This is a genomic window from Micromonospora sp. RHAY321 (assembly GCF_023896955.1).
Classification (GTDB): domain Bacteria; phylum Actinomycetota; class Actinomycetes; order Mycobacteriales; family Micromonosporaceae; genus Micromonospora.
Window position 1 is genome coordinate 1 of record NZ_JAMHIW010000008.1, and the last position, 18,185, is coordinate 18,185.

The window sequence follows — 18,185 nt, forward strand, 5'->3', positions numbered from 1 at the left end:
ACGCGTCGAGTTCCGGGTCCCCGACCCCTCGGCCAACGTCTACCTCGCCTTCTCCGCGATGATGATGGCCGGCCTCGACGGCATCAAGAGCAAGATCGAGCCCCCGACGCCGATCGACAAGGACCTCTACGACCTCCCCCCGGAGGAGTGGGGCGACGTCAAGCAGGTGCCGGGCTCGCTGCCGGCGGTGCTGGACTCCCTGGAGGCCGACCACGACTACCTGCTCGACGGCGGCGTCTTCACGCCGGACCTGATCTCCACCTGGGTGGAGTGGAAGCGGGCCAACGAGGTCGACCCGGTGCGTCTGCGCCCGACCCCGCACGAATTCGCCATGTACTACGACTGCTGAGCAGCCCACGACTGCTGAGCAGTAGCTCGATCACCGGCTGGGCCGGCTCCGCGATCGCGGAGCCGGCCCAGCCGCTTTATAACGCCCCCCGATATACCTTCGTCTCCGATATATTGAGGCGGTGGACACCCCCCTGCGCGAACCCACGTTCCTGATCCTCACCGCACTCGCCGTCGAGCCGATGCACGGCTACGGGCTGATCGGCGAGGTCGCCGCCCTCTCCGACAACCGGGTCTCCCTCCGCCCCGGGACGCTCTACGGGGCGCTCGACCGGCTGGTCGACGCCGGCCTCGTCGAGGTCGACCGGGAGGAGGTGGTGGACGGCCGACTGCGCCGCTACTACCGGCTCTCCCCCGCCGGCGACGCCACGCTGACTGCCGAGACCGAGCGGCTACGTCGCAACGTCGAGGCCGCCACCACGCGACTGGCCGAGCGGACTCGCGCCGCCCGGCCGATCACCCCGCGCGTGGCCGGAGGGCTGGCATGACCGACCTCGAGCGCCGTTACCTGCGGCTGCTGTCCGCGTACCCCGCCGACTACCGGCGCGCCCGTGGCGCCGAGATCGTCGGCACCTACCTGGACCTGGCCGCGCCGGATCGCCGCTGGCCCTCCCCCGCGGACGCCATGGACCTCCTGCGCGGCGGGCTCCGCCAGCGGGTACGCGCCGCCGGCGCGGCCGACCTGGTGCCGGGCGTACGCCTCGCGGCCGTCCTGGCCCTCCTCACCGCCGCCCCGCTCGCCGGGCTCTGGACGGTACTGGAGTTACGCCCCGCACAGCCCGACTTCGGGCTGCCGGCCGCCGGGCCGTTCGTGTCGCTCGGCATCGTGGCGTGGATCGCCTGGCTGCTCGCGGCGCTGGTGCAGGCCGTGACACCCGGTCGGTGGACCCGGTACGCCGTCGCACTCGCGGTGCTCGTCACGGTCGCTCTCGTCCCCGCCGCCGCACTCACCGGCCTGCCGCGTCCGCCGCTGTTCGTGCTGCTGCCGCAGATCGGACTGGGTCTGGTCGCGCTCGGCGCACCCGACACGGTGCCGGCGCCGTTGCGGGCGGCGCCGCTGGTCGCCGTCGGTGTCGTCGGCCTCGCGGGACCGATTCTGCTGCCCAGGGAGCTGTTCGCCGTGAGCTACTACACGACCTGGACGCTGACCCCGGTCCTGCCGGCCGCCGCCGTGGTGGTGCTCGCGGTGGCGGTGCTGCTCGCCGCGGGGCTGGCCCTGCGGGCCGACCACCGAGGCGGCTGGGCCGCGCTGATCCTGCTCACCCCGGTGGGGCTGCTCGCCCTGTACCCGCTGGCCGGGGCAACTGACGGCCAGCCGAGCGCCTTCAGCCCGAGTTGGGCCTCACTCGCCGCGACGGCCGCCCTGGTCACACTGGTCGGCCCCGCACTACTGCCCCTGACGCTCGCCCTCCGCACCCGCCGAACCCGCCTGGCCTGACCCCCGGTGATCATGAGGTTGGCGTGCCTGTCGAAGATCGACAGCGCCGCCAACCTCATGATCAGCGCGGCCGGGGACGCCAGGGACGCCGCGGTAGGGCGCGCAGGAGCACCGCCAGGAGCAGGGCGGTCATCGCCACCGCGCCGGGGGCCTTCGTGAAGCGGGCCAGGTTGGTGCCGTCGGGTAGGGCGAGGAAGGCGGCCGTCGCGGCCGGCAGCGCGAACCACGTCGCGCGGGTGGGGGTGAGCGCGAGCAGCGCCAGCGGCCAGGTCGCGTACCAGGGGTGGAAGACCGGGGACAGCACGACGGTGGCGGTCAGCGCCAGCGCGGCACCGTGCAGCACCACCCGGGGGCGTGTCGCCTCGACCCCGGCCGCCCGGAGCGGGGCGTCGTGCAGTGTGCGCAGCGCCCGCCACCAGAGCAGCACCAGCACCCCGGCGAGCAGGACCAGCGCGACGGTCCGGACCACCGGCACCGCCCCCGGGTCACGTCCGGCCAGCGCGCCGGCGTAGTCCACCACGAAGCCCACCGCGGTCGGTGGCGAGGTCCACTGCTCGGAGTCCCCGCTGCGGGTCAGCCCACCCACCCAGCCGAACCCCAGGCCGGACAGCGCCGAGGTGACCACCAGCGCGGCCAGCAGCCCACCGGCCAGCCAGCCGCCGTCGCGCAGCAACGCCCGTACGCTGTACCGCCCGTGCACGGCGGCCAGCGCGGCGAACGGCACCACCACCACGGCGCTGGCCTTCACGGTCACGGCCAGCCCGAGCAGCGCGCCGGCAAGCAGCAGCGCCGGGGGCCGGCCCGGTCGACGGATCACCACCAGCAGCCCGCACAGGAGCAGGCCCAGCATCACCGCGTCGTTGTGCGCCCCGGCCACCAGGTGCACCCCGATCAGCGGGGCGGCCAGTGCCAGCCAGGCGGCCCGCCGGGTCGGCACCTCGGCCGCCCGGGCCAGCGCGGGCAGGCACAGCGCGGCCAGCAGCAGTCCGGCCACGGCGATCACCCGCAGCAGGACGATCGTGCCGGTGAGGCCGCCGCCGAGTTTCACCGCGAGCGCCGCGAGCAGCACGAACACCGGCCCGTACGGCGCGGGGGTGTCCCGCCAGATCGGCGCCACCGTCTCCAGCCACGGGCAACCCGCCGCGGCCACCCCCACGGCGTACGGGTCGACGCCGTGCGCGTACGCCCAGCCCTGGCAGGCGTACGAGTAGACGTCCCGGCTGCCCAGTGGCGGCGCGACCAGCAGCGGCAACGACCAGAGTCCGGCGGTGACGTACGCCCACCGGCTCGACGGGGCACTCTCGCGCAGGGACCACCACGCCCCGACCAGCAGGGCCGTGCCGAGCAGCCAGCAGGTCAGCGTCGCCGGCCCGCCCGGGGACCGCCAGATCGACACCGGTGTCGCGCCCAGCGGGATGTCGGGCCGCGCCCCGCCGAGGTACCCGGCCACGGTGAGCAGGACCGCGCCGGTCAGGCCGGCGTACCGGACGGCGCGCGGCGTGAGCGAACGGGGTGCGGCGGCGGATCGCGGCGGGGCGGGCGCAGCGCCGGGTCCGGTCACCGGCGCACCTTCCCTCAGTCGGTGGCGACCGGCTGACGGGCCGCCCGAGCCGACCGTACCAACCGGATGACCAGCACGATCACCAACAGCGTCATCAGCGGAGCCCCGACGGACTTGGTGAACCGGGGCAGCCCGGTGCCGTCCGGCAGCACCAGGAACGACGACACCAGGGCGACCACGGCGAACCATCCGGTCCGCCGGGCGGTCGCCGCGAGCACGGCCAGCGGCCAGATCCAGTACCAGGGGTGGAACAGCGGCGCCAGCGCGACCGTGGCGGCCAGCGCCAGGCCGGCGTGCCACAGCGGCTCCCGGGTGCGGGCCCGCCACCAGAGCCAGACCAGCAGCACCGCCAGCACCCCCATGCCGATGGCCCGGGTGACCGGCAGGGCGTCGATGTGCCCACCGAACGGCACCGCCAGGTAGCCGACGGTCTGCCCGACGGCCGTGGACGGCGAGGTCCAGGCGATGACGTCGCCGCCGCGGGCCAGCCCGCCGACCCAGCCGAAGTCCAGCCCGGCGGCGAAGGTCACCGCGACCACGACGGCGACCGCGCCGCCGACCACCCAGCCGCCGTGCCGGATCAGCGCCCGGATGGAGTACCCGCCGACGATCGCGGCCAGCGCGGCGAACGGCACCACGACCAGCGCGGTCACCTTGATCGCGGCGGCGAGGCCGAGCAGGACTCCGCCGGCGAGCAGCGGGCCGGGGCGGCCCGGCCGGGAGGCGATGACGGCCAGCCCGGCGACCAGCAGGCCGACCATCAGGGCGTCGTTGTGGGCGCCGGAGACCAGGTGCACGGCGACCAGCGGGCACGCCAGCGTCAGCCAGACCGCCCGACCGGCCGGTACGCCGACCCGGCGGGCCAGCACCGGCAGGCTGACCGCGGTGAGCGCCACACCGGCCACCGCGATCAGCCGGAACGCCACGATCGCCGCGGTGAGCGACCCGGTGGCCTTGACCACCGCGCCGGAGAGCACCACGAACAGCGGCCCGTACGGCGCCGGGGTGTCCCGCCAGATGAAGGAGATGGTGTCCAGCCAGGGGCAGGGCAGCGCGGATACGCCCTGCTCGTAGGGGTTGATCCCGGCGGCGTAGCTGGCGCCCTGGCAGGCGTACGCGTAGACGTCGCGGCTGGCCAGCGGCGGCGCGACGAGCAGCGGCAGCAGCCAGAGCCCCACGGTGACGAGCGCCCAGCGGGTCGACGGCACCCTGTCCCGCAGAGCCCACCAGGCGCCGGCCAGCAGCGCGGTGCCGACCAGCCAGGTGGCGATGACCAGCGGGCCGTCCGGCCCCTGCCAGATGCTGACCGGGGTGGCGCGCAGGGGTGAGCCGGGCAGGGCGCCGCCCAGGTAGGCGGCGACGGCGAGCAGCGCCGATCCCGCCAGTCCGGTCCAACGCGCGAGGTGGTGAGGCACGCCCGACATGCTGCCAGTACGGTGGTCGCGGTACGGAGGTGGGCATGCGGCGCAGTCGTGTGGTGGCGGTGGCCACCGGTGCCGCCGTCGTGCTCGGCGCGATCTGGCTGGCCCTGCCCCTGATGGGCTCGGACCTCGCCGCGCAGGTGGCCCGGGCTGACTTCTTCGCCGCCCACGGCCCCACCCCGGTGGACCTGCGCTGGTACGGCGGGGTGCAGCAGTTCGGCTACAGCCTGGTGTCCCAGCCGGTGATGGCGCTGCTCGGCGTGCGGGTGACCGGGGCGCTGGCCCTGCTGGGGTCGGCCGCCGCGCTGGCCGCGCTGCTGGTTCGCAGCGGCGTGCCCCGGCCCCTGCTGGGCAGCCTGGTCGGGGTGGTCACGCTGACCGGCAACCTGGTGTCCGGCCGGGTCACCTACGCCCTCGGCGTCGCGTTCGGGCTGGCCGCGTTGCTCGCGCTGACCCGAGGCGTACCAATCGGGCGGCGGCACCCCGGGTGGCGGCTCGGGCTCGCGGCGGCCGGGGCGCTGCTGGCCTCGGCGACCAGCCCGGTGGCCGGCCTCTTCGTCGGCCTCGCGGGCGTCGCGCTGCTGTTGACCCGCCGGTACGCCGACGGCCTGGCGCTCGGGGTCGCGGCGGCCGCGCCGCTGGGCGCGACCGCGCTGCTCTTCTCCGACGGCGGCTGGATGAACATCAGCCACACCGACGCGCTGCGCGCGGTGCTGACCAGCCTGGTGGTGGCGGCGCTGGTCGCGTACCGGCCGGTGCGGGCCGGCGCGCTGCTCTCCGCCGCCGGGGTGCTCACCGCCGCCCTCGTGCACACGCCGGTGGGGTTGAACGCGACCCGGCTGGTGACGATGTTCGCGTTGCCGGTGCTGGCCGCCGCCGCCCGGCCGCCGGCCTGGCTCACCGCCCGGCTGGCCCACCGGCACGCCGGCCCCGCAACGCCGTCCGGCGGTACGCGGCGGACGCGGCTGTTGGCCGGGGTGGGCCTGGCCGCGCTGCTCGTGGCGGTCTGCGGCTGGCAGCCACCGGTGGTCCCCGCCGACCTGCGCAGCATCGGCGACCCGACCAGCGCGCCGGGCTACCACGAGCCGCTGCGCGCGTTCCTGGCCGGGCAGCAGCTCACCGGCCGCGTCGAGGTGCCACCGACGCGCAACTACTGGGAGGCGGCCCGGCTGGGCGAGGTGCCGCTGGCCCGGGGCTGGCTGCGGCAGGCCGACATCGAGCGGAACCCACTGTTCTTCACCACCGTGCCCGGCGCGGCCGGCACCGGCGTACCGCTGACCTCCTCCAGCTACCGGGCCTGGCTGTCGGAGAACGCCGTGCAGTTCGTGGCGCTGCCGGACGCCCCGCTGTCCTGGGTGGGGCGGGCCGAGGCGGAGCTGGTCGAGGGTGGCCTGCCGTACCTGAGGCCCGTCTGGGCCGGCCCGCACTGGCGGGTCTGGGCGGTGGCCGACCCGACGCCCCTGGTCGCCGCCCCCGCCGAACTGGTCGGCGTCGACGGCGCGGCGGTGACCTTCCGCGCCCCGACCGCCGGGCCGGTGGCGATCCGGGTCCGGCACAGCCGGTGGCTGGCCGCCTCCGGAGGCGCCACGGTCGCCGCCGCCGGGGACTGGACCACCGTCACCGTCCCCCGCCCCGGCGAGTACACCCTCGGTAGCTGACCTCCGCTCACATCTCCAGCACGCGCTGGGCGGCGGCGCGGGAGCGCCGGCCGGTCCGCAGGTACTCGTCGAGGAACTCCCCCGGGTCGTCGCGGCCGAGCAGCCGGACCACCGCCGCCAACTCCACCCCGTGCCGGGGCAGTTGGTCGCCGGCCCGGCCTCGGACCAGCATCAACGCGTTGCGGACCTGCGCGGCCAGGGACCAGCCGGCGGCCATCTCCGCGGCGTCCGCCGGGTCGACCAGGCCGGCCTCGGCGGCGGCCGCGAGAGCGTCGAGGGTACGCGTGCCCCGCAGCGCCGGGACCGCGCCGGCGTGCCGGAGCTGGACGAGCTGAACCGCCCACTCCACATCGGCCAGCCCGCCGCGGCCCAGCTTGGTGTGGGTGGCCGGGTCGGCGCCGCGCGGCAGCCGCTCGGTCTCCACCCGGGCCTTGATGCGGCGGATCTCGACGGTCTGCTCCCGGGAGAGCCCGTCGGCCGGGTACCGCACCGGGTCGACCATCGCCTCGAACTCGGCACCCAGGTCGGCATCACCGCAGACGAACCGGGCACGCAGCAGCGCCTGCGCCTCCCACACGCGCGACCAGCGGGCGTAGTACTGCGCGTACGCGGCGAGGCTGCGCACCAGCGGGCCCTGCCGGCCCTCCGGGCGCAGGTCGGCGTCGACGCCGAGCGGTGGGTCGGGCGCGGGCATGCCGAGCAGCCTGCGCAGCTCCTCGGCGATGGCGTGCGCGGCGCCGCTGGCGGTGCTCTCGCTGCTGCCGGCGGGCGGGTCGTAGACGAAGAGGACGTCGGCGTCAGAGAGGTAGTTCGACTCGTACCCGCCGAGCCGGCCCATGCCGATCACCGCGAACCGCAGCCCGGGCGGTGCTGGCTGACTGGCCCGGGCGGCCCGCAGCGCGGCGGCCAGGGTGGCGTCGGTGACGTCGGCGAGCGCGGTGCCGACGCCGGTGATGTCGCTCAGCCCGGGAGCCTTCCGGGCACCGCCCTCCGGCCGGGTGGGTGTGGGTGCGAGGGCGCCGGCCCGGCAGAGCAGGTCGGCGCAGGCCACTCGGACCAGCTCCCGGCGGCGCAACGCGCGCACCGCCCGGGTGGCCTCCACCGGGTCGGTGTGCCGGGACGCCGCCGCGAGGAACCCCTCCCGGAGCACCTCTCGCGGGCGCGGCACCAGCTCGTTCTCCTCGGCCAGCAGCCGCAGCGCCTCCGGGTCGCGGGCGAGCATGTCGGCGACGTACCGGGAGAGGGCGAGGACCCGGGCCAGCCGTCGGGCGACCGGGCCACCGTCGCGCAGCAGCCGCAGGTACCAGGGGGTGCTGCCCAGCTGGTCGGAGACCTTCCGGTAGTTGAGCAGCCCCCGGTCCGGCTCGGGCGCGTCGGCGAACTCGCTGAGCAGCACCGGCAGCAGGGTCCGCTGGATGGCCGCGGTGCGGCTCAGCCCGCCGGTGAGGGCCTGGAGGTGGCGCAGCGCCCCGGCCGGGTCGGCGAAGCCGAGGATCTCCAGCCGGTGCCGGGCCGCCTCGGGGGTGAGCCGCAGCCCGTCGGCGGGCACCCGGGCCACCGACTCCAGCAGCGGCCGGTAGAGCAGCTTGGCGTGCAGCCGGCGTACCTCGGCGGCGTGGGTGACCCACTCGGCCCGGAAGCTCTCCACGGCGCTGCGCCCCGGCGTGGCCGTGAAGCCCAGCGCTGCGGCGAGCCAGCGCAATGCAGCCGGCTCGGTGGGCACGGTGTGCGTACGGCGCAGACCCTGCAACTGGAGCCGGTGCTCGACGCTGCGCAGGAAGCGGTAGCCGCGCAGCAGCGCCTCGCCGTCGGCGCGACCGACGTAGCCGCCCGCGACCAGCGCGCGCAGCGCCGGGATGGTGCCGGGTGCCCGCAGCGTCTCGTCGCCGCGGCCGTGCACCAGTTGCAGCAGTTGGACGGCGAACTCGATGTCGCGCAGACCGCCGGGGCCGCGCTTGATCTCGCGTTCCAACTCCTTCGGCGGGATGTTGTCGATGATCCGGCGCCGCATCGCGCGGACGTCCTCGACCGCCTCGGGCCGTTCGGCCGCCCGCCAGACCAGCGGCGCGAGCTGGTCGATCCACTCCTGCGCCAGCGGCAGGTCACCGGCGGCCGGGCGGGCCTTGAGCAGCGCCTGGAACTCCCACGTGCGCGCCCACCGCCGGTAGTAGGCCAGATGGCTGGCGAGGGTCCGCACCAGTGGACCCCGGCTGCCCTCCGGGCGCAGCGCGGCATCCACCGGCCAGGCGACCAGCCCACAGATGTGGATCAGCCGGGTCGCCACGGTGGTGCCGGCGGTCAGATCGCTGTCCTCGGCCGCCACGAAGATCACGTCCACGTCGGAGACGTAGTTCAGCTCGCCGCCGCCGCACTTGCCCATCGCCACCACGGCCAGCCGCGGCCGCGCCGTGCCCTCCGGCAGCTCCGCGACCGCGATCTCGTACGCCTCGGCCAGCGTCGCGTCGGCCAGCGCGGAGAGCGCCGCCATGGTCTGCTCCAGGCCACGCCCGCCGGTCAGGTCCGCCGCCGCGATGCGCAACAGTGCCAGCCGGTACGCGCTGCGCAGCACCGCCACCGGGTTACCGTCGCCGACCGGTTCCAGCCGGCCGTCGGCGGTCGGGGCGAGCCCGTCGGAGGCGGTGCCCAGCGCGGCGTAGTGCCCGGGGTGGGCCACCAGGTGGTCGCCGAGCGCCGACGACGCGCCGAGCACCGCGATCAACCGCCGCCGCAGCCCGGGGTCGGCGTGCAGCGCCGCCAGCAGGGGTGACCCCGTGTCCGTCGCCTCCGCTGCTGTGCCGCCGTTCTCCCGGCGTTCGGCCTCCACGATGCGGTGCAGCTGACGCAGCGCCAGGTCGGGGTCGGCGGCCCGGGACAGGGCCGCGAGCAGGTCCGCGGCCTGCTCGTCGACCGGCTCCTGCTCGACCGGCTGCCACAGCCGCAGTCCGTCCGGGCCGAGCAGGTCGGCGGCACGCGCACCGCCGTCGCCCTCGGCGGTGCCGAAGCCGTACCGGGCGAGCCGGCCCGGCGCCCTGGTCGGCCGGCTCATCAGTGCCCGAGCAGCGGCAGGCCACGCCGCGTCGTGCTGTCGTCGAGCTCGCCGAGGGCCAGCGCGGCGAACCGGGCGGCGAACGGTTGCCAGACCTCCTCGACGTCGGGCATGACCGACGCGCAGGCCGCGACCACGAGCTCCGGGTCGTAGCCCAGCTCGGCGAGGAGGGTCGAGTCGGCGGCCCAGTCGGCGATCATGGCCGTGTCGCACTCGATGTGGAACTGCAACCCCCAGGCCCGGTCACCGAGACGGAACGCCTGGTTCGGGTAGCGGGTGGAGGCGGCCAGCAGGGTGGCGCCCCGGGGCAGCTCGGTGATCTCGTCGGAGTGCCACTGGAGCACATCCGGGATCAGCGGCACGTACCGGAACAGCGGGTCGCCCTCGGCGGCGTCCCGCCTGCCGACCACGCCGGGGCCGACCTCCGGCCCGGACGGGCTCCGCTCGACCAGCCCGGCGTGTGCGGTGGCGAGCAGTTGGGCGCCCAGGCAGACGGCCAGGGTGGGCACCCGGTACCGCACGGCCTTGCGCAGCAGCCCTTCCACCGCCGGGAACCAGGGTGCGCCGGGCGAGCCGTCCGGCAGCGGGTACGCCTGCTGTTCGCCGCCGAGCACCACCAGCGCCGCGTACCCCTCCAGGTCGGTGGGGAGTTCGTCGCCGGCGTGCGGGCGGACCACCCACAGGTCCAGCCCGGCCTCGGTCAGCCACTCACCCAGTCGGCGCAGGTCGTCCGTCGGGTCGTTCTCGATCACCAGCGCGGTTGCCACCCGTCGAGGCTAGCCGGTGCACCGTGCGGCGCCACGCCCCGCGCCACCCATCCCGCCCGCGTCGCCCATCCCGCCCGCGTCGGACGCGGGCCGGCAGCGCGGCGTTGGTCGTTAGGCTCTGCGGGTGATCAGCGAGGAGCGCGCCACCGTTCGCCCGCCCGTGCTGCGCCCGGGTGACACGGTGCTGTTGGTGTCGCCGTCCGGGCCGACGTCGCCCGAGCGGGTGGCCCGCGGCATGGAGTTGCTCACCGGCTGGGGCCTGCGGCCGGTGCCCGCGCCGAACGCGTACGCCCGGCGGGGTTACCTGGCCGGCGGGGACGAGGTGCGTGCCGCCGACCTGAACGCGGCCTTCGCCGACCCCCGGGTACGCGGGGTGATCTGCACGCGCGGTGGGTACGGCGCCCAGCGGGTGGTCGACGCCATCGACATGGACGCCGTCCGCCGCGACCCGAAGGTGGTGGCCGGCTTCTCCGACATCACCGCGCTGCAGTTCGCGCTCTGGCGCGGCGCCCGGCTGGCCGGGGTGCACGGCCCGGGTGCCGCCTGGCGCGACGAGCGCACCCCGCTGCGCTCGGCCGAGTCGCTGCACGCCGCGCTGATGACGACCGAGCCGGTGACGGTCACCGCCGTGCCCGGCGAGGACACCTTTCCGGTACGCGTCCCGGGCCGCGCCACGGGCACCCTGCTCGGCGGCAACCTGTGCATGATCACCGCGTCGATCGGCACACCGGACCTGCCCGACCTGACCGGGGCCGTGCTGTTGATCGAGGACGTGCAGGAACCCCCGTACAAGGTCGACCGGATGCTCACCCAGCTGCGCCGCGCCGGCGCGCTGGACGGGCTGGCCGGGGTCGCGGTCGGGCAGTTCACCGACTGCGCCGACGGTTGGGAGACCACGATCGCCGACGTGCTGACCGAACGGCTCGGTGACCTCGGCGTCCCGGTGCTCGGCGGGCTGCCGATCGGCCACGGCCCCAACCAGCTCACCGTCCCCGTCGGCACCCGAGCCACCCTCGACACCGAAACCGCAACCCTCACCGTCCAACCAGCCGTCACCTGACCCCGCCGGTCCTCCCCAAGCCCCAGCCCGGTGATGCCTGGATCAGGGGGTCAGGTGGGCCAGGTGGCCCGTTTCCAGGGCGGCGTGGACCGTGCCGTCGGGGGTGATCGTGATGCCGTGTGGTTCCGAACCCGGGGTCGGCAGGTCGTAGGTGTCGATCCGGCCCGCCGGGTCGACGTGGCCGATCCGGTTGCCGGCCCACTCGGTGAACCAGGCGCCACCGGCCGGGTCGGCGACGATGGCGTGCGGCCGGGCCGTCCGGTCCGGCAACGGGTACTCCTCGATCCGGCCGTCGGGGCTGATCCGGCTGACCTGCCCGGCGGCGATCTCCACGAACCAGAGCGCCCCGTCCACGCCAGCGGTGATACCGACCGGTGCGGCGCCCTCGGTGGGCAGCGGGTGCACGCGTACCGCCCCGTCCATGCCGACCCGGGCGATCGCGTTCGCCTGGTTGAGCGTGCACCAGACAGCGTCGTCCGGCCCGGCGGCCACCATCGAGGCGAACGCCCCGGAGACCGGCAGACGCACGTGGGTGACCGCGCCGTCGGTGCTCACCCGGCCGACGGTGTCGGAGTTCATCCCGGCGTACCAGAGGGCGCCGTCCGGTCCTGCCGCGATGCCACACGGGCCGGTGCCGGTCGGCAGGACGACCTCGGTCTGCTCGCCGGAGGCCGTGATCCGTCCGATCCGGTCGTCGCCGGAGCGGGTGAACCAGAGGGCGCCGTCCGGGCCGGGAGTGATGATCAGTGGCCGGCTGCCCGGCCCGCCCGCCGGCCAGCGGCGCACCGAGCCGTCCGCGTCGACCCGGGCGATCGCACCGGCGTGGACCAGGGTCAGCCAGAGCGCCGCGTCGGGCCCGGTGGTGATTGCGTACGGCCCGGCCTGCGGGTCGGTGATCGGGAGTTCCCGGATCGGGGTGGACGTCACGAGGCCTGCCTTCCGTCGATGGGTACCCGCTCGGCCGGCTCACCGGGCGAGACACGGCGAGTAGTCACCCTCACCCACCCGACGTACCCAGGCAACCGGTTTGTCCGGCTCCCCGGCCGGTTTGCCAGCTGGCGGACAGCTTCGGCATGGGTTCCACCCAGGCGGGCTGGTCACTGTCGGTGATGACATCGCAGCACCACCCAGCATCTGGAGGAGAGCATGTCCCGCACGATCCGCAAGAAGCACCTGCTGGCCGGTCTGGCCACCGCCGGCGTCCTCGGCGTGGGCGTCGCGGCCCCGACGATGGCGTTCGCCGCCGACGCCGGTACGCCGACGCCGAGCGCCAGCAGCACCGCCGACGGCTCGGGCACCTCGAAGGCCGACCGGCAGGGCGAGTTCGCCGAGGCTCTCGCCAAGGAGCTGGGCGTCTCCACCGACAAGGTGACCGCCGCGCTGGAGAAGGTCCGCGATCAGCAGCGCGCCGACCGGCCGGAGCGACCGTCCGCCGAGGACCGGCAGGCCGCGCTCAAGGAGCGGCTGGACCAGGCCGTCAAGGACGGCAAGCTCACCCAGGAGCAGGCCGACGCGATCACCAAGGCCGTCGAGGCCGGCGTCTTCCCCGGCCCGGGTGGCCACCGTGGACCGGGCGGCCACGGCGGTCAGGGTGGCCCCGGCGGTACGGCCGGCAAGTGACCGTTGGCGGCCCCGCCCCACGCGGGGCGGGGCCGCCAGCGAAACAGGCGCTCAGTCGACGGCGGCCGGCGGGGGCGTGAACACGCCGAGGTGGTTGCCGGCCGGGTCGAGCAGGTGGGCGAGGGTGAGCCCGCTCGGCACCGTACGCGCCGGCACCAGCACCTTGCCGCCGGCCGCCTCGGCCTGCCGGCAGGTCTGCGCCACGTCGGCGACCTCGGCGTAGAACACGGCGTAGTTCGGCGACGTCCCGTCGGTCGCCCGGATCGCCCCGCCGATTCCGATGTCGCCACCGGCTTCGGTCACGCGGTAGGACCCGCCGTTGGCCCCGCCCTGCTCCTCGAAGGTCCAACCGAACAACTCGCCGTAGAAGCGCTCGGCCTCCTCCGGCCGGTCGGTGCCGATCTCGAACCAGGTGATGGGCGTCGTGGACATCTGCTGCCTCCAGTTTCGTGCCGGCCGTTCGGCCGTCGTCAGGAGCAGTCTCGGGGGCGTCCACGACACCGTCCTGTCGGTGTTTCCGCATCACCCGACGGGGGCCGCACGGTCGGTCTCAGACCAGGCTCAGCCGTCGGACCCGCTCGCGTGGGATGTCGAGATCCGTCGGGCGAAGCTCCCGGGCCACCACCTCGGGCAGCGCCCGGACACTTCCGATGCGGTCGGTGCGGAAGCAACGCAGCTCGTCGCGCAGCCGGCACCAGGCCAGCAGATACCAGTGTCGGGAGTTGCCCAGGTAGCCGAGAGGCTCGACGTCGCGTACCGAATCGGTGCCGCCCCGGTCGGCGTACCGGATGCGCAGCACCCGCCGCGCGGTGACCGCGTCGGCGACGATGGCCGGGACGGGCGTTGCCGGCCCGTCGCCGACCAGGTGCACCCGGCCCGCGAGCCGGTGGGCCTCGGCCGCGTCGGCGGCCGGCAGCACCGCCACCAGCTTGCGCAGCGCGGTGGCGCCCGGCCCGGCGAACGGTGTGCCGGCGAGCCGGTGCAACGCGACGGCCATCGCCACCGCCTCGCCCGGCGTCAGGTTGACCGGAGGCAGGGTGCGGGCGCGGTCCAGCACGTAGCCGCCGGTGCGCCCCGCCTCCGCCCAGATCGGCACCCCGGCCTCCTGGAGGGCGCCGATGTCACGCTCGATGGTCCGGCTGCTGACCTCGAAACGCGCGGCCAGCCAGCGGGCGCTGCGCGGCCGTGGCGAGACCGCGCGCAACTCCTCGACGAGTGCGTAGAGGCGATCCGTGCGGTTCATGCCCCGCACGCTACGACCGGGGTACGACGACCGTGCTCAGGCGATGCAGGCGCAGACGATCAGCGCCGCACCGAAGTGGGTGGCGGCGCTGACCCGGGCCGCCGGGTGCGGCTCGTCCGAGCAGATGATCTCGCCGAGCTTGCCCGGGGTGAGCAGGTCGAGCACGAAGAAGGCCAGCGCCATGATGGCCAGCCCGACGAGCCCGAACACCACCGTGGAGGCGAGCCCCTTGCCGAAGTCGCTGTAGCTGGTGAGGATCGCGGTGAACACGATCCCGGCGATGCCGAGCTGGTTGGCGGCCAGCAGCAGCCCCGCGTTGGCGTTGCGGTGCACCCAGATCAGCTCCCGCAACCGCCCCGGGGTGAGCAGGTCGACCAGCACGAAGCCGGCCGCCATCAGCCCCACGCCGACGATCCCGAACACGACGCTCTGCCAGGCACCGCTGAGCAGGTCCTCCAGCACCGACTGCCTCCCGACTCTCCGCCCGGAGGGGTACCGGCGCGGTGATCGAGACGATAGCGGCAGCGCGCAACGGCGTCAGCCCCGCGCGGCTACAGCGCCAGGTAGCGCTGCCGCTCGTACGGGGTGACCTCGCGGCGGTACTGCTCCCACTCGGCCCGCTTGTTGCGCAGGAAGAAGTCGAACACGTGCTCACCGAGCACCTCGGCGACCAACTCGGACCCGGCCATCACGTCGATCGCCTCGGCGAGGTTCTCCGGCAGCGCCTCGTACCCCATCGCGCGCCGCTCGGCGCTGGTCAGCGACCAGACGTCGTCCTCGGCGCCCGGCGGCAGCTCGTAGCCCTCCTCGATGCCCTTCAGGCCGGCGCCGAGCAGCACCGCGAAGGCGAGGTACGGGTTGGCCGCCGAGTCCGGCGAGCGGACCTCGACGCGGGCCGAGTTGGGCTTGCCGTACGCGGGCACCCGGACCAGCGCGGACCGGTTCAGGTGGCCCCAGCAGACGTACGCCGGGCTTTCGGTGATCCGGTCCGGCAGGTGCTGCGGGAAGAGCCGCTTGTACGAGTTGACCCACTGGTTGGTGACCGCCGTGTACTCCCGGGCGTGCACCAGCAGGCCGGCGATGAACGACTTCGCCACCTTGGAGAGCTTCATCGGGTCGCCGCCGTCGTGGAAGGCGTTGCGCTCCCCCTCGAACAGCGACAGGTGGGTGTGCATGCCACTGCCCGGCTGGTCGGTGAACGGCTTCGGCATGAAGCTGGCCTGCACGCCGGTGGAGAGCGCCACCTCCTTGACCACGTGCCGGAAGGTCATGATGTTGTCGGCGGTGGTGAGCGCGTCGGCGTACCGCAGGTCGATCTCCTGCTGGCCGGGGGCGACCTCGTGGTGGCTGAACTCCACCGAGATGCCGATCCGCTCCAGCGCCAGGACGCCCTGCCGGCGGAAGTCCCGGGCCACGGCGTGCGTGGTGTGCTCGAAGTAGCCGCCGGTGTCCACCGGCGTGGGCACCGAGCCGTCCTGCGGGCCGTTCTCGAGCAGGAAGAACTCGATCTCCGGGTGGGTGTAGAACGTGAAGCCCTTCTCGGCGGCCTTGGACAGCGCGCGGCGCAGCACGTGCCGCGGATCGGCCCAGGACGGCCCGCCGTCGGGCAGGAGGATGTCGCAGAACATCCGGGCGCTCTCGCCGCTGACCCCGCCCTCGAAGGGGAAGACCTGGAAGGTCGTCGGGTCGGGCATGGCCACCATGTCCGATTCGAAGACCCGGGCGAAGCCCTCGATCGCCGAGCCGTCGAAGCCGATGCCCTCCTCGAAGGCCGCCTCCAGCTCGGCGGGCGCCACCGAGACGCTCTTGAGCGTGCCCAGCACGTCGGTGAACCACAGCCGGACGAACCGGATGTCCCGCTCTTCCAGCGTACGGAGGACGAACTCCTGCTGACGGTCCACTTCCACCCCTCGCAACACCTGTTTGCCATCGCCTGCCGGGCCGGCCGGGCCTGACCGACCAGTTTCCACGGGCCTGGTTACGCCGACGTTACGCCAACGCCCGGCTGCCGTCCCGCCGCGCCCGCCGAGGTGTCCACGGGCGGGCGGCGCCCCGGCCGTGAGCGCTGGCCGATCGGGGGGCGGTGCCCCGGCCGCGCGCGTGGCCGCCGTCTCCCGCCGGCACCGTGTCCGCCCCGACGGGCTGGGGCAAAATGAGGACATGCCCACCCTGCGTCTCGCCCTGTCCCAGGTCAATCCGAGCGTCGGCGACCTCGCCGGCAACGCCGACCTGGTCCGCAGCTGGACCCGCCAGGCCTCCGCCGCCGGCGCCCAACTGGTGCTCTTCCCGGAGATGATGCTGACCGGGTACCCGGTCGAGGACCTGGTCTTCCGGCGCTCGTTCGTCGCCGCGTCCCGCGCCGCCCTGGAGCAGCTCGCCGCCGACCTCGCCGCCGACGGCCTCGGTGAGCTGCCGGTGGTGGTCGGTTACCTGGACGCCGACGGGCCACCCCAGGTCAGCGGGGACGCCGAGCAGGGCCGGGGCGCCCGCAATGCCGCCGCGCTGCTGCACCGGGGCACGGTGGCCGCCCGCTACTTCAAGCACCACCTGCCCAACTACGGCGTCTTCGACGAGGACCGCTACTTCGTCTCCGGCGACATGCTGACCGTGGTGCGGATCGGCGGGGTGGACGTCGCACTGACCATCTGCGAGGACCTGTGGCAGGCCGGTGGCCCGTTCGCCGCCGCCCGGCAGGCCGGGGTCGGCCTGGTCGTCAACATCAACGGCTCGCCGTACGAGCTGAACAAGGACGACATCCGGCTGCCGCTGGTCCGCCGGCGGGCCGCCGAGGCGAACGCCGCCATCGCGTACGTCAACATGATCGGCGGGCAGGACGAGCTCGTCTTCGAGGGCGACTCGATGATCGTGGCCGCCGACGGTGAACTGCTCGCCCGCGCCCCGCAGTTCGTCGAGCACCTGCTCGTGCACGACATCGAACTGCCGGCCGCCGGCGCGCCCCCGGCGCAGGAAACCGTCGCGGACGGCATGCGGGTGGTGCACAGCACGCTGGACGGCATCCCGCCCACGCCGTCCGGCCCGGCCGTCACCGGCGGGCTGATCGAGCCGGTGGCCGACGAGGCCGAGGTGTGGCACGCACTGGTCCTCGGCCTGCGCGACTACGTCAACAAGAACCGGTTCCCGTCGGTGGTGCTCGGGCTCTCCGGCGGCATCGACTCGGCGGTGGTGGCCGCGCTGGCCGTCGACGCGCTCGGCCCCGACCGGGTGGTGGGGGTGTCGCTGCCCAGCCAGCACTCGTCGGAGCACTCCCGGGAGGACGCCGCCGACCTGGCCAAGCGCACCGGGCTGGACTACCGCGTCGAGCCGATCCAGCCGATGGTGGACGGCTTCCTGGCCAACCTGTCCCTGTCCGGGGTGGCGGTGGAGAACCTCCAGGCCCGCGTACGCGGCGTGATCCTCATGGCGCTGTCGAACCAGGAGGGCCACCTGGTGCTGACCACCGGCAACAAGAGCGAGCTGGCGGTCGGCTACTCCACGCTGTACGGCGACTCGGTGGGCGGCTTCAACCCGGTCAAGGACGTGTGGAAGACGCTGATCTGGCGGCTGGCGAAGTGGCGCAACGCCGACGCGGCCCGGCGGGGCGAGACCGCCCCGATCCCGGAGAACTCGATCGGCAAGCCGCCGAGCGCCGAGCTGAGCCCCGGCCAGCTCGACAGCGACAGCCTGCCCGACTACGACGTGCTGGACCCGATCCTGATCGGCTACGTCGACGGCGACCTCGGCCGGCACGGGCTGATCGAGTCGGGCCACGACCCGGCGGTGGTGGACAAGGTGCTGCGGCTGGTGGATACCGCCGAGTACAAGCGACGGCAGTCGGCGCCGGGCACGAAGATCTCGATGAAGGCTTTCGGCCGGGACCGCCGGCTGCCGATCACCAACCGGTGGCGGGAGGACGGCTGAGCCGTCCGACCGGGCGCCGGGCCACCGACCAGGTCCGGCGCCTCACCGCGGTGGAGTGACATCTTCCACTGCGCCCTGCCGCCATCCCGTCCCGCGGTGCGACGA

At 74.7% G+C, this 18,185-nt stretch carries 15 protein-coding genes and 1 pseudogene; 7 read left to right on the top strand and 9 right to left on the bottom strand.

Going from position 1 to position 18,185, the window contains the following annotated elements; genetic code table 11:
• From M8C17_RS18370 to M8C17_RS18380, 3 genes and pseudogenes are all read left to right on the top strand, one after another.
• Positions 1-349 (top strand): annotated as a pseudogene (locus tag M8C17_RS18370) (glutamine synthetase); the annotation flags it as partial.
• A gap of 121 nt (positions 350-470) precedes the next feature.
• Positions 471-836 (top strand): PadR family transcriptional regulator, encoded by a 366-nt coding sequence (locus tag M8C17_RS18375; RefSeq protein WP_252417731.1) that lies wholly within the window; start codon positions 471-473, stop codon positions 834-836.
• Positions 833-1,786 (top strand): hypothetical protein, encoded by a 954-nt coding sequence (locus M8C17_RS18380; RefSeq protein ID WP_252417732.1) that lies wholly within the window; start codon positions 833-835, stop codon positions 1,784-1,786. The genes M8C17_RS18375 and M8C17_RS18380 overlap by 4 nt, the downstream gene beginning before the upstream one ends.
• Before the next feature lie 61 nt (positions 1,787-1,847).
• Here M8C17_RS18380 and mptB (M8C17_RS18385) read toward each other — a convergent pair whose 3' ends face one another.
• On the bottom strand, positions 1,848-3,347 hold the full coding sequence (mptB, locus tag M8C17_RS18385) for a polyprenol phosphomannose-dependent alpha 1,6 mannosyltransferase MptB (protein WP_308209457.1): 1,500 nt from the start codon (positions 3,345-3,347) through the stop codon (positions 1,848-1,850).
• A 14-nt stretch (positions 3,348-3,361) separates the two neighbouring features.
• Positions 3,362-4,762, bottom strand: a complete 1,401-nt coding sequence (gene mptB / locus M8C17_RS18390; protein ID WP_252417733.1) for a polyprenol phosphomannose-dependent alpha 1,6 mannosyltransferase MptB — start codon at positions 4,760-4,762, stop codon at positions 3,362-3,364.
• A gap of 44 nt (positions 4,763-4,806) precedes the next feature.
• Here mptB (M8C17_RS18390) and M8C17_RS18395 point away from each other — a divergent pair, with 44 nt between their 5' ends.
• A complete protein-coding gene (locus tag M8C17_RS18395) occupies positions 4,807-6,426 on the top strand; it encodes a hypothetical protein (RefSeq protein ID WP_252417734.1) in 1,620 nt (539 codons plus the stop codon).
• A gap of 7 nt (positions 6,427-6,433) precedes the next feature.
• Here the strand turns inward: M8C17_RS18395 and M8C17_RS18400 are convergent, their stop codons facing one another.
• Together M8C17_RS18400 and M8C17_RS18405 are read right to left on the bottom strand one after the other, a co-directional pair.
• A complete protein-coding gene (locus tag M8C17_RS18400) occupies positions 6,434-9,472 on the bottom strand; it encodes a bifunctional [glutamine synthetase] adenylyltransferase/[glutamine synthetase]-adenylyl-L-tyrosine phosphorylase (RefSeq protein ID WP_252417735.1) in 3,039 nt (1,012 codons plus the stop codon).
• Positions 9,472-10,239 carry a type 1 glutamine amidotransferase gene (locus M8C17_RS18405; protein ID WP_252417736.1) on the bottom strand — a complete coding sequence of 256 codons (768 nt, stop codon included), beginning with the start codon at positions 10,237-10,239 and terminating at the stop codon, positions 9,472-9,474. Before M8C17_RS18405 ends, M8C17_RS18400 begins: the two co-directional genes overlap by 1 nt.
• Before the next feature lie 124 nt (positions 10,240-10,363).
• Between M8C17_RS18405 and M8C17_RS18410 the strand changes: the two genes are divergently transcribed.
• A complete protein-coding gene (locus M8C17_RS18410; protein ID WP_252417737.1) occupies positions 10,364-11,299 on the top strand; it encodes an LD-carboxypeptidase in 936 nt (311 codons plus the stop codon).
• Positions 11,300-11,341: 42 nt separating this feature from the next.
• Here M8C17_RS18410 and M8C17_RS18415 read toward each other — a convergent pair whose 3' ends face one another.
• On the bottom strand, positions 11,342-12,226 hold the full coding sequence (locus M8C17_RS18415; RefSeq protein WP_252417738.1) for a virginiamycin B lyase: 885 nt from the start codon (positions 12,224-12,226) through the stop codon (positions 11,342-11,344).
• A 219-nt stretch (positions 12,227-12,445) separates the two neighbouring features.
• Here M8C17_RS18415 and M8C17_RS18420 point away from each other — a divergent pair, with 219 nt between their 5' ends.
• Positions 12,446-12,919, top strand: coding sequence for a hypothetical protein (locus M8C17_RS18420; RefSeq protein WP_252417739.1), 474 nt, complete (start codon positions 12,446-12,448; stop codon positions 12,917-12,919).
• Between the two features lie 51 nt (positions 12,920-12,970).
• Here the strand turns inward: M8C17_RS18420 and M8C17_RS18425 are convergent, their stop codons facing one another.
• The 4 genes from M8C17_RS18425 to glnA form a co-directional block, all read right to left on the bottom strand.
• Positions 12,971-13,351, bottom strand: a complete 381-nt coding sequence (locus M8C17_RS18425) for a VOC family protein (RefSeq protein ID WP_252417740.1) — start codon at positions 13,349-13,351, stop codon at positions 12,971-12,973.
• Positions 13,352-13,469: 118 nt separating this feature from the next.
• Positions 13,470-14,162, bottom strand: a complete 693-nt coding sequence (locus tag M8C17_RS18430; protein ID WP_252417741.1) for a YafY family protein — start codon at positions 14,160-14,162, stop codon at positions 13,470-13,472.
• Between the two features lie 36 nt (positions 14,163-14,198).
• A complete protein-coding gene (locus tag M8C17_RS18435) occupies positions 14,199-14,624 on the bottom strand; it encodes a DUF350 domain-containing protein (protein ID WP_252417742.1) in 426 nt (141 codons plus the stop codon).
• 89 nt (positions 14,625-14,713) lie between these two features.
• Positions 14,714-16,063 carry a type I glutamate--ammonia ligase gene (gene glnA, locus M8C17_RS18440; protein ID WP_252417743.1) on the bottom strand — a complete coding sequence of 450 codons (1,350 nt, stop codon included), beginning with the start codon at positions 16,061-16,063 and terminating at the stop codon, positions 14,714-14,716.
• 259 nt (positions 16,064-16,322) lie between these two features.
• On the opposite strand from glnA, the gene M8C17_RS18445 reads away from it, so the two are divergent.
• A complete protein-coding gene (locus M8C17_RS18445; protein WP_252417744.1) occupies positions 16,323-18,080 on the top strand; it encodes an NAD+ synthase in 1,758 nt (585 codons plus the stop codon).
• Positions 18,081-18,185 lie beyond the last annotated feature (105 nt).

Excerpts from the sequence above, each read along its gene's own strand:
- M8C17_RS18380 (WP_252417732.1), top strand. The coding sequence starts at position 833 with ATGACCGACCTCGAGCGCCGTTACCTGCGGCTGCTGTCCGCGTACCCC.
- M8C17_RS18395 (WP_252417734.1), top strand. The coding sequence starts at position 4,807 with ATGCGGCGCAGTCGTGTGGTGGCGGTGGCCACCGGTGCCGCCGTCGTG.
- M8C17_RS18400 (WP_252417735.1), bottom strand. The coding sequence starts at position 9,472 with ATGAGCCGGCCGACCAGGGCGCCGGGCCGGCTCGCCCGGTACGGCTTC.
- M8C17_RS18420 (WP_252417739.1), top strand. The coding sequence starts at position 12,446 with ATGTCCCGCACGATCCGCAAGAAGCACCTGCTGGCCGGTCTGGCCACC.
- M8C17_RS18425 (WP_252417740.1), bottom strand. The coding sequence starts at position 13,351 with ATGTCCACGACGCCCATCACCTGGTTCGAGATCGGCACCGACCGGCCG.
- M8C17_RS18430 (WP_252417741.1), bottom strand. The coding sequence starts at position 14,162 with ATGAACCGCACGGATCGCCTCTACGCACTCGTCGAGGAGTTGCGCGCG.
- M8C17_RS18445 (WP_252417744.1), top strand. The coding sequence starts at position 16,323 with ATGCCCACCCTGCGTCTCGCCCTGTCCCAGGTCAATCCGAGCGTCGGC.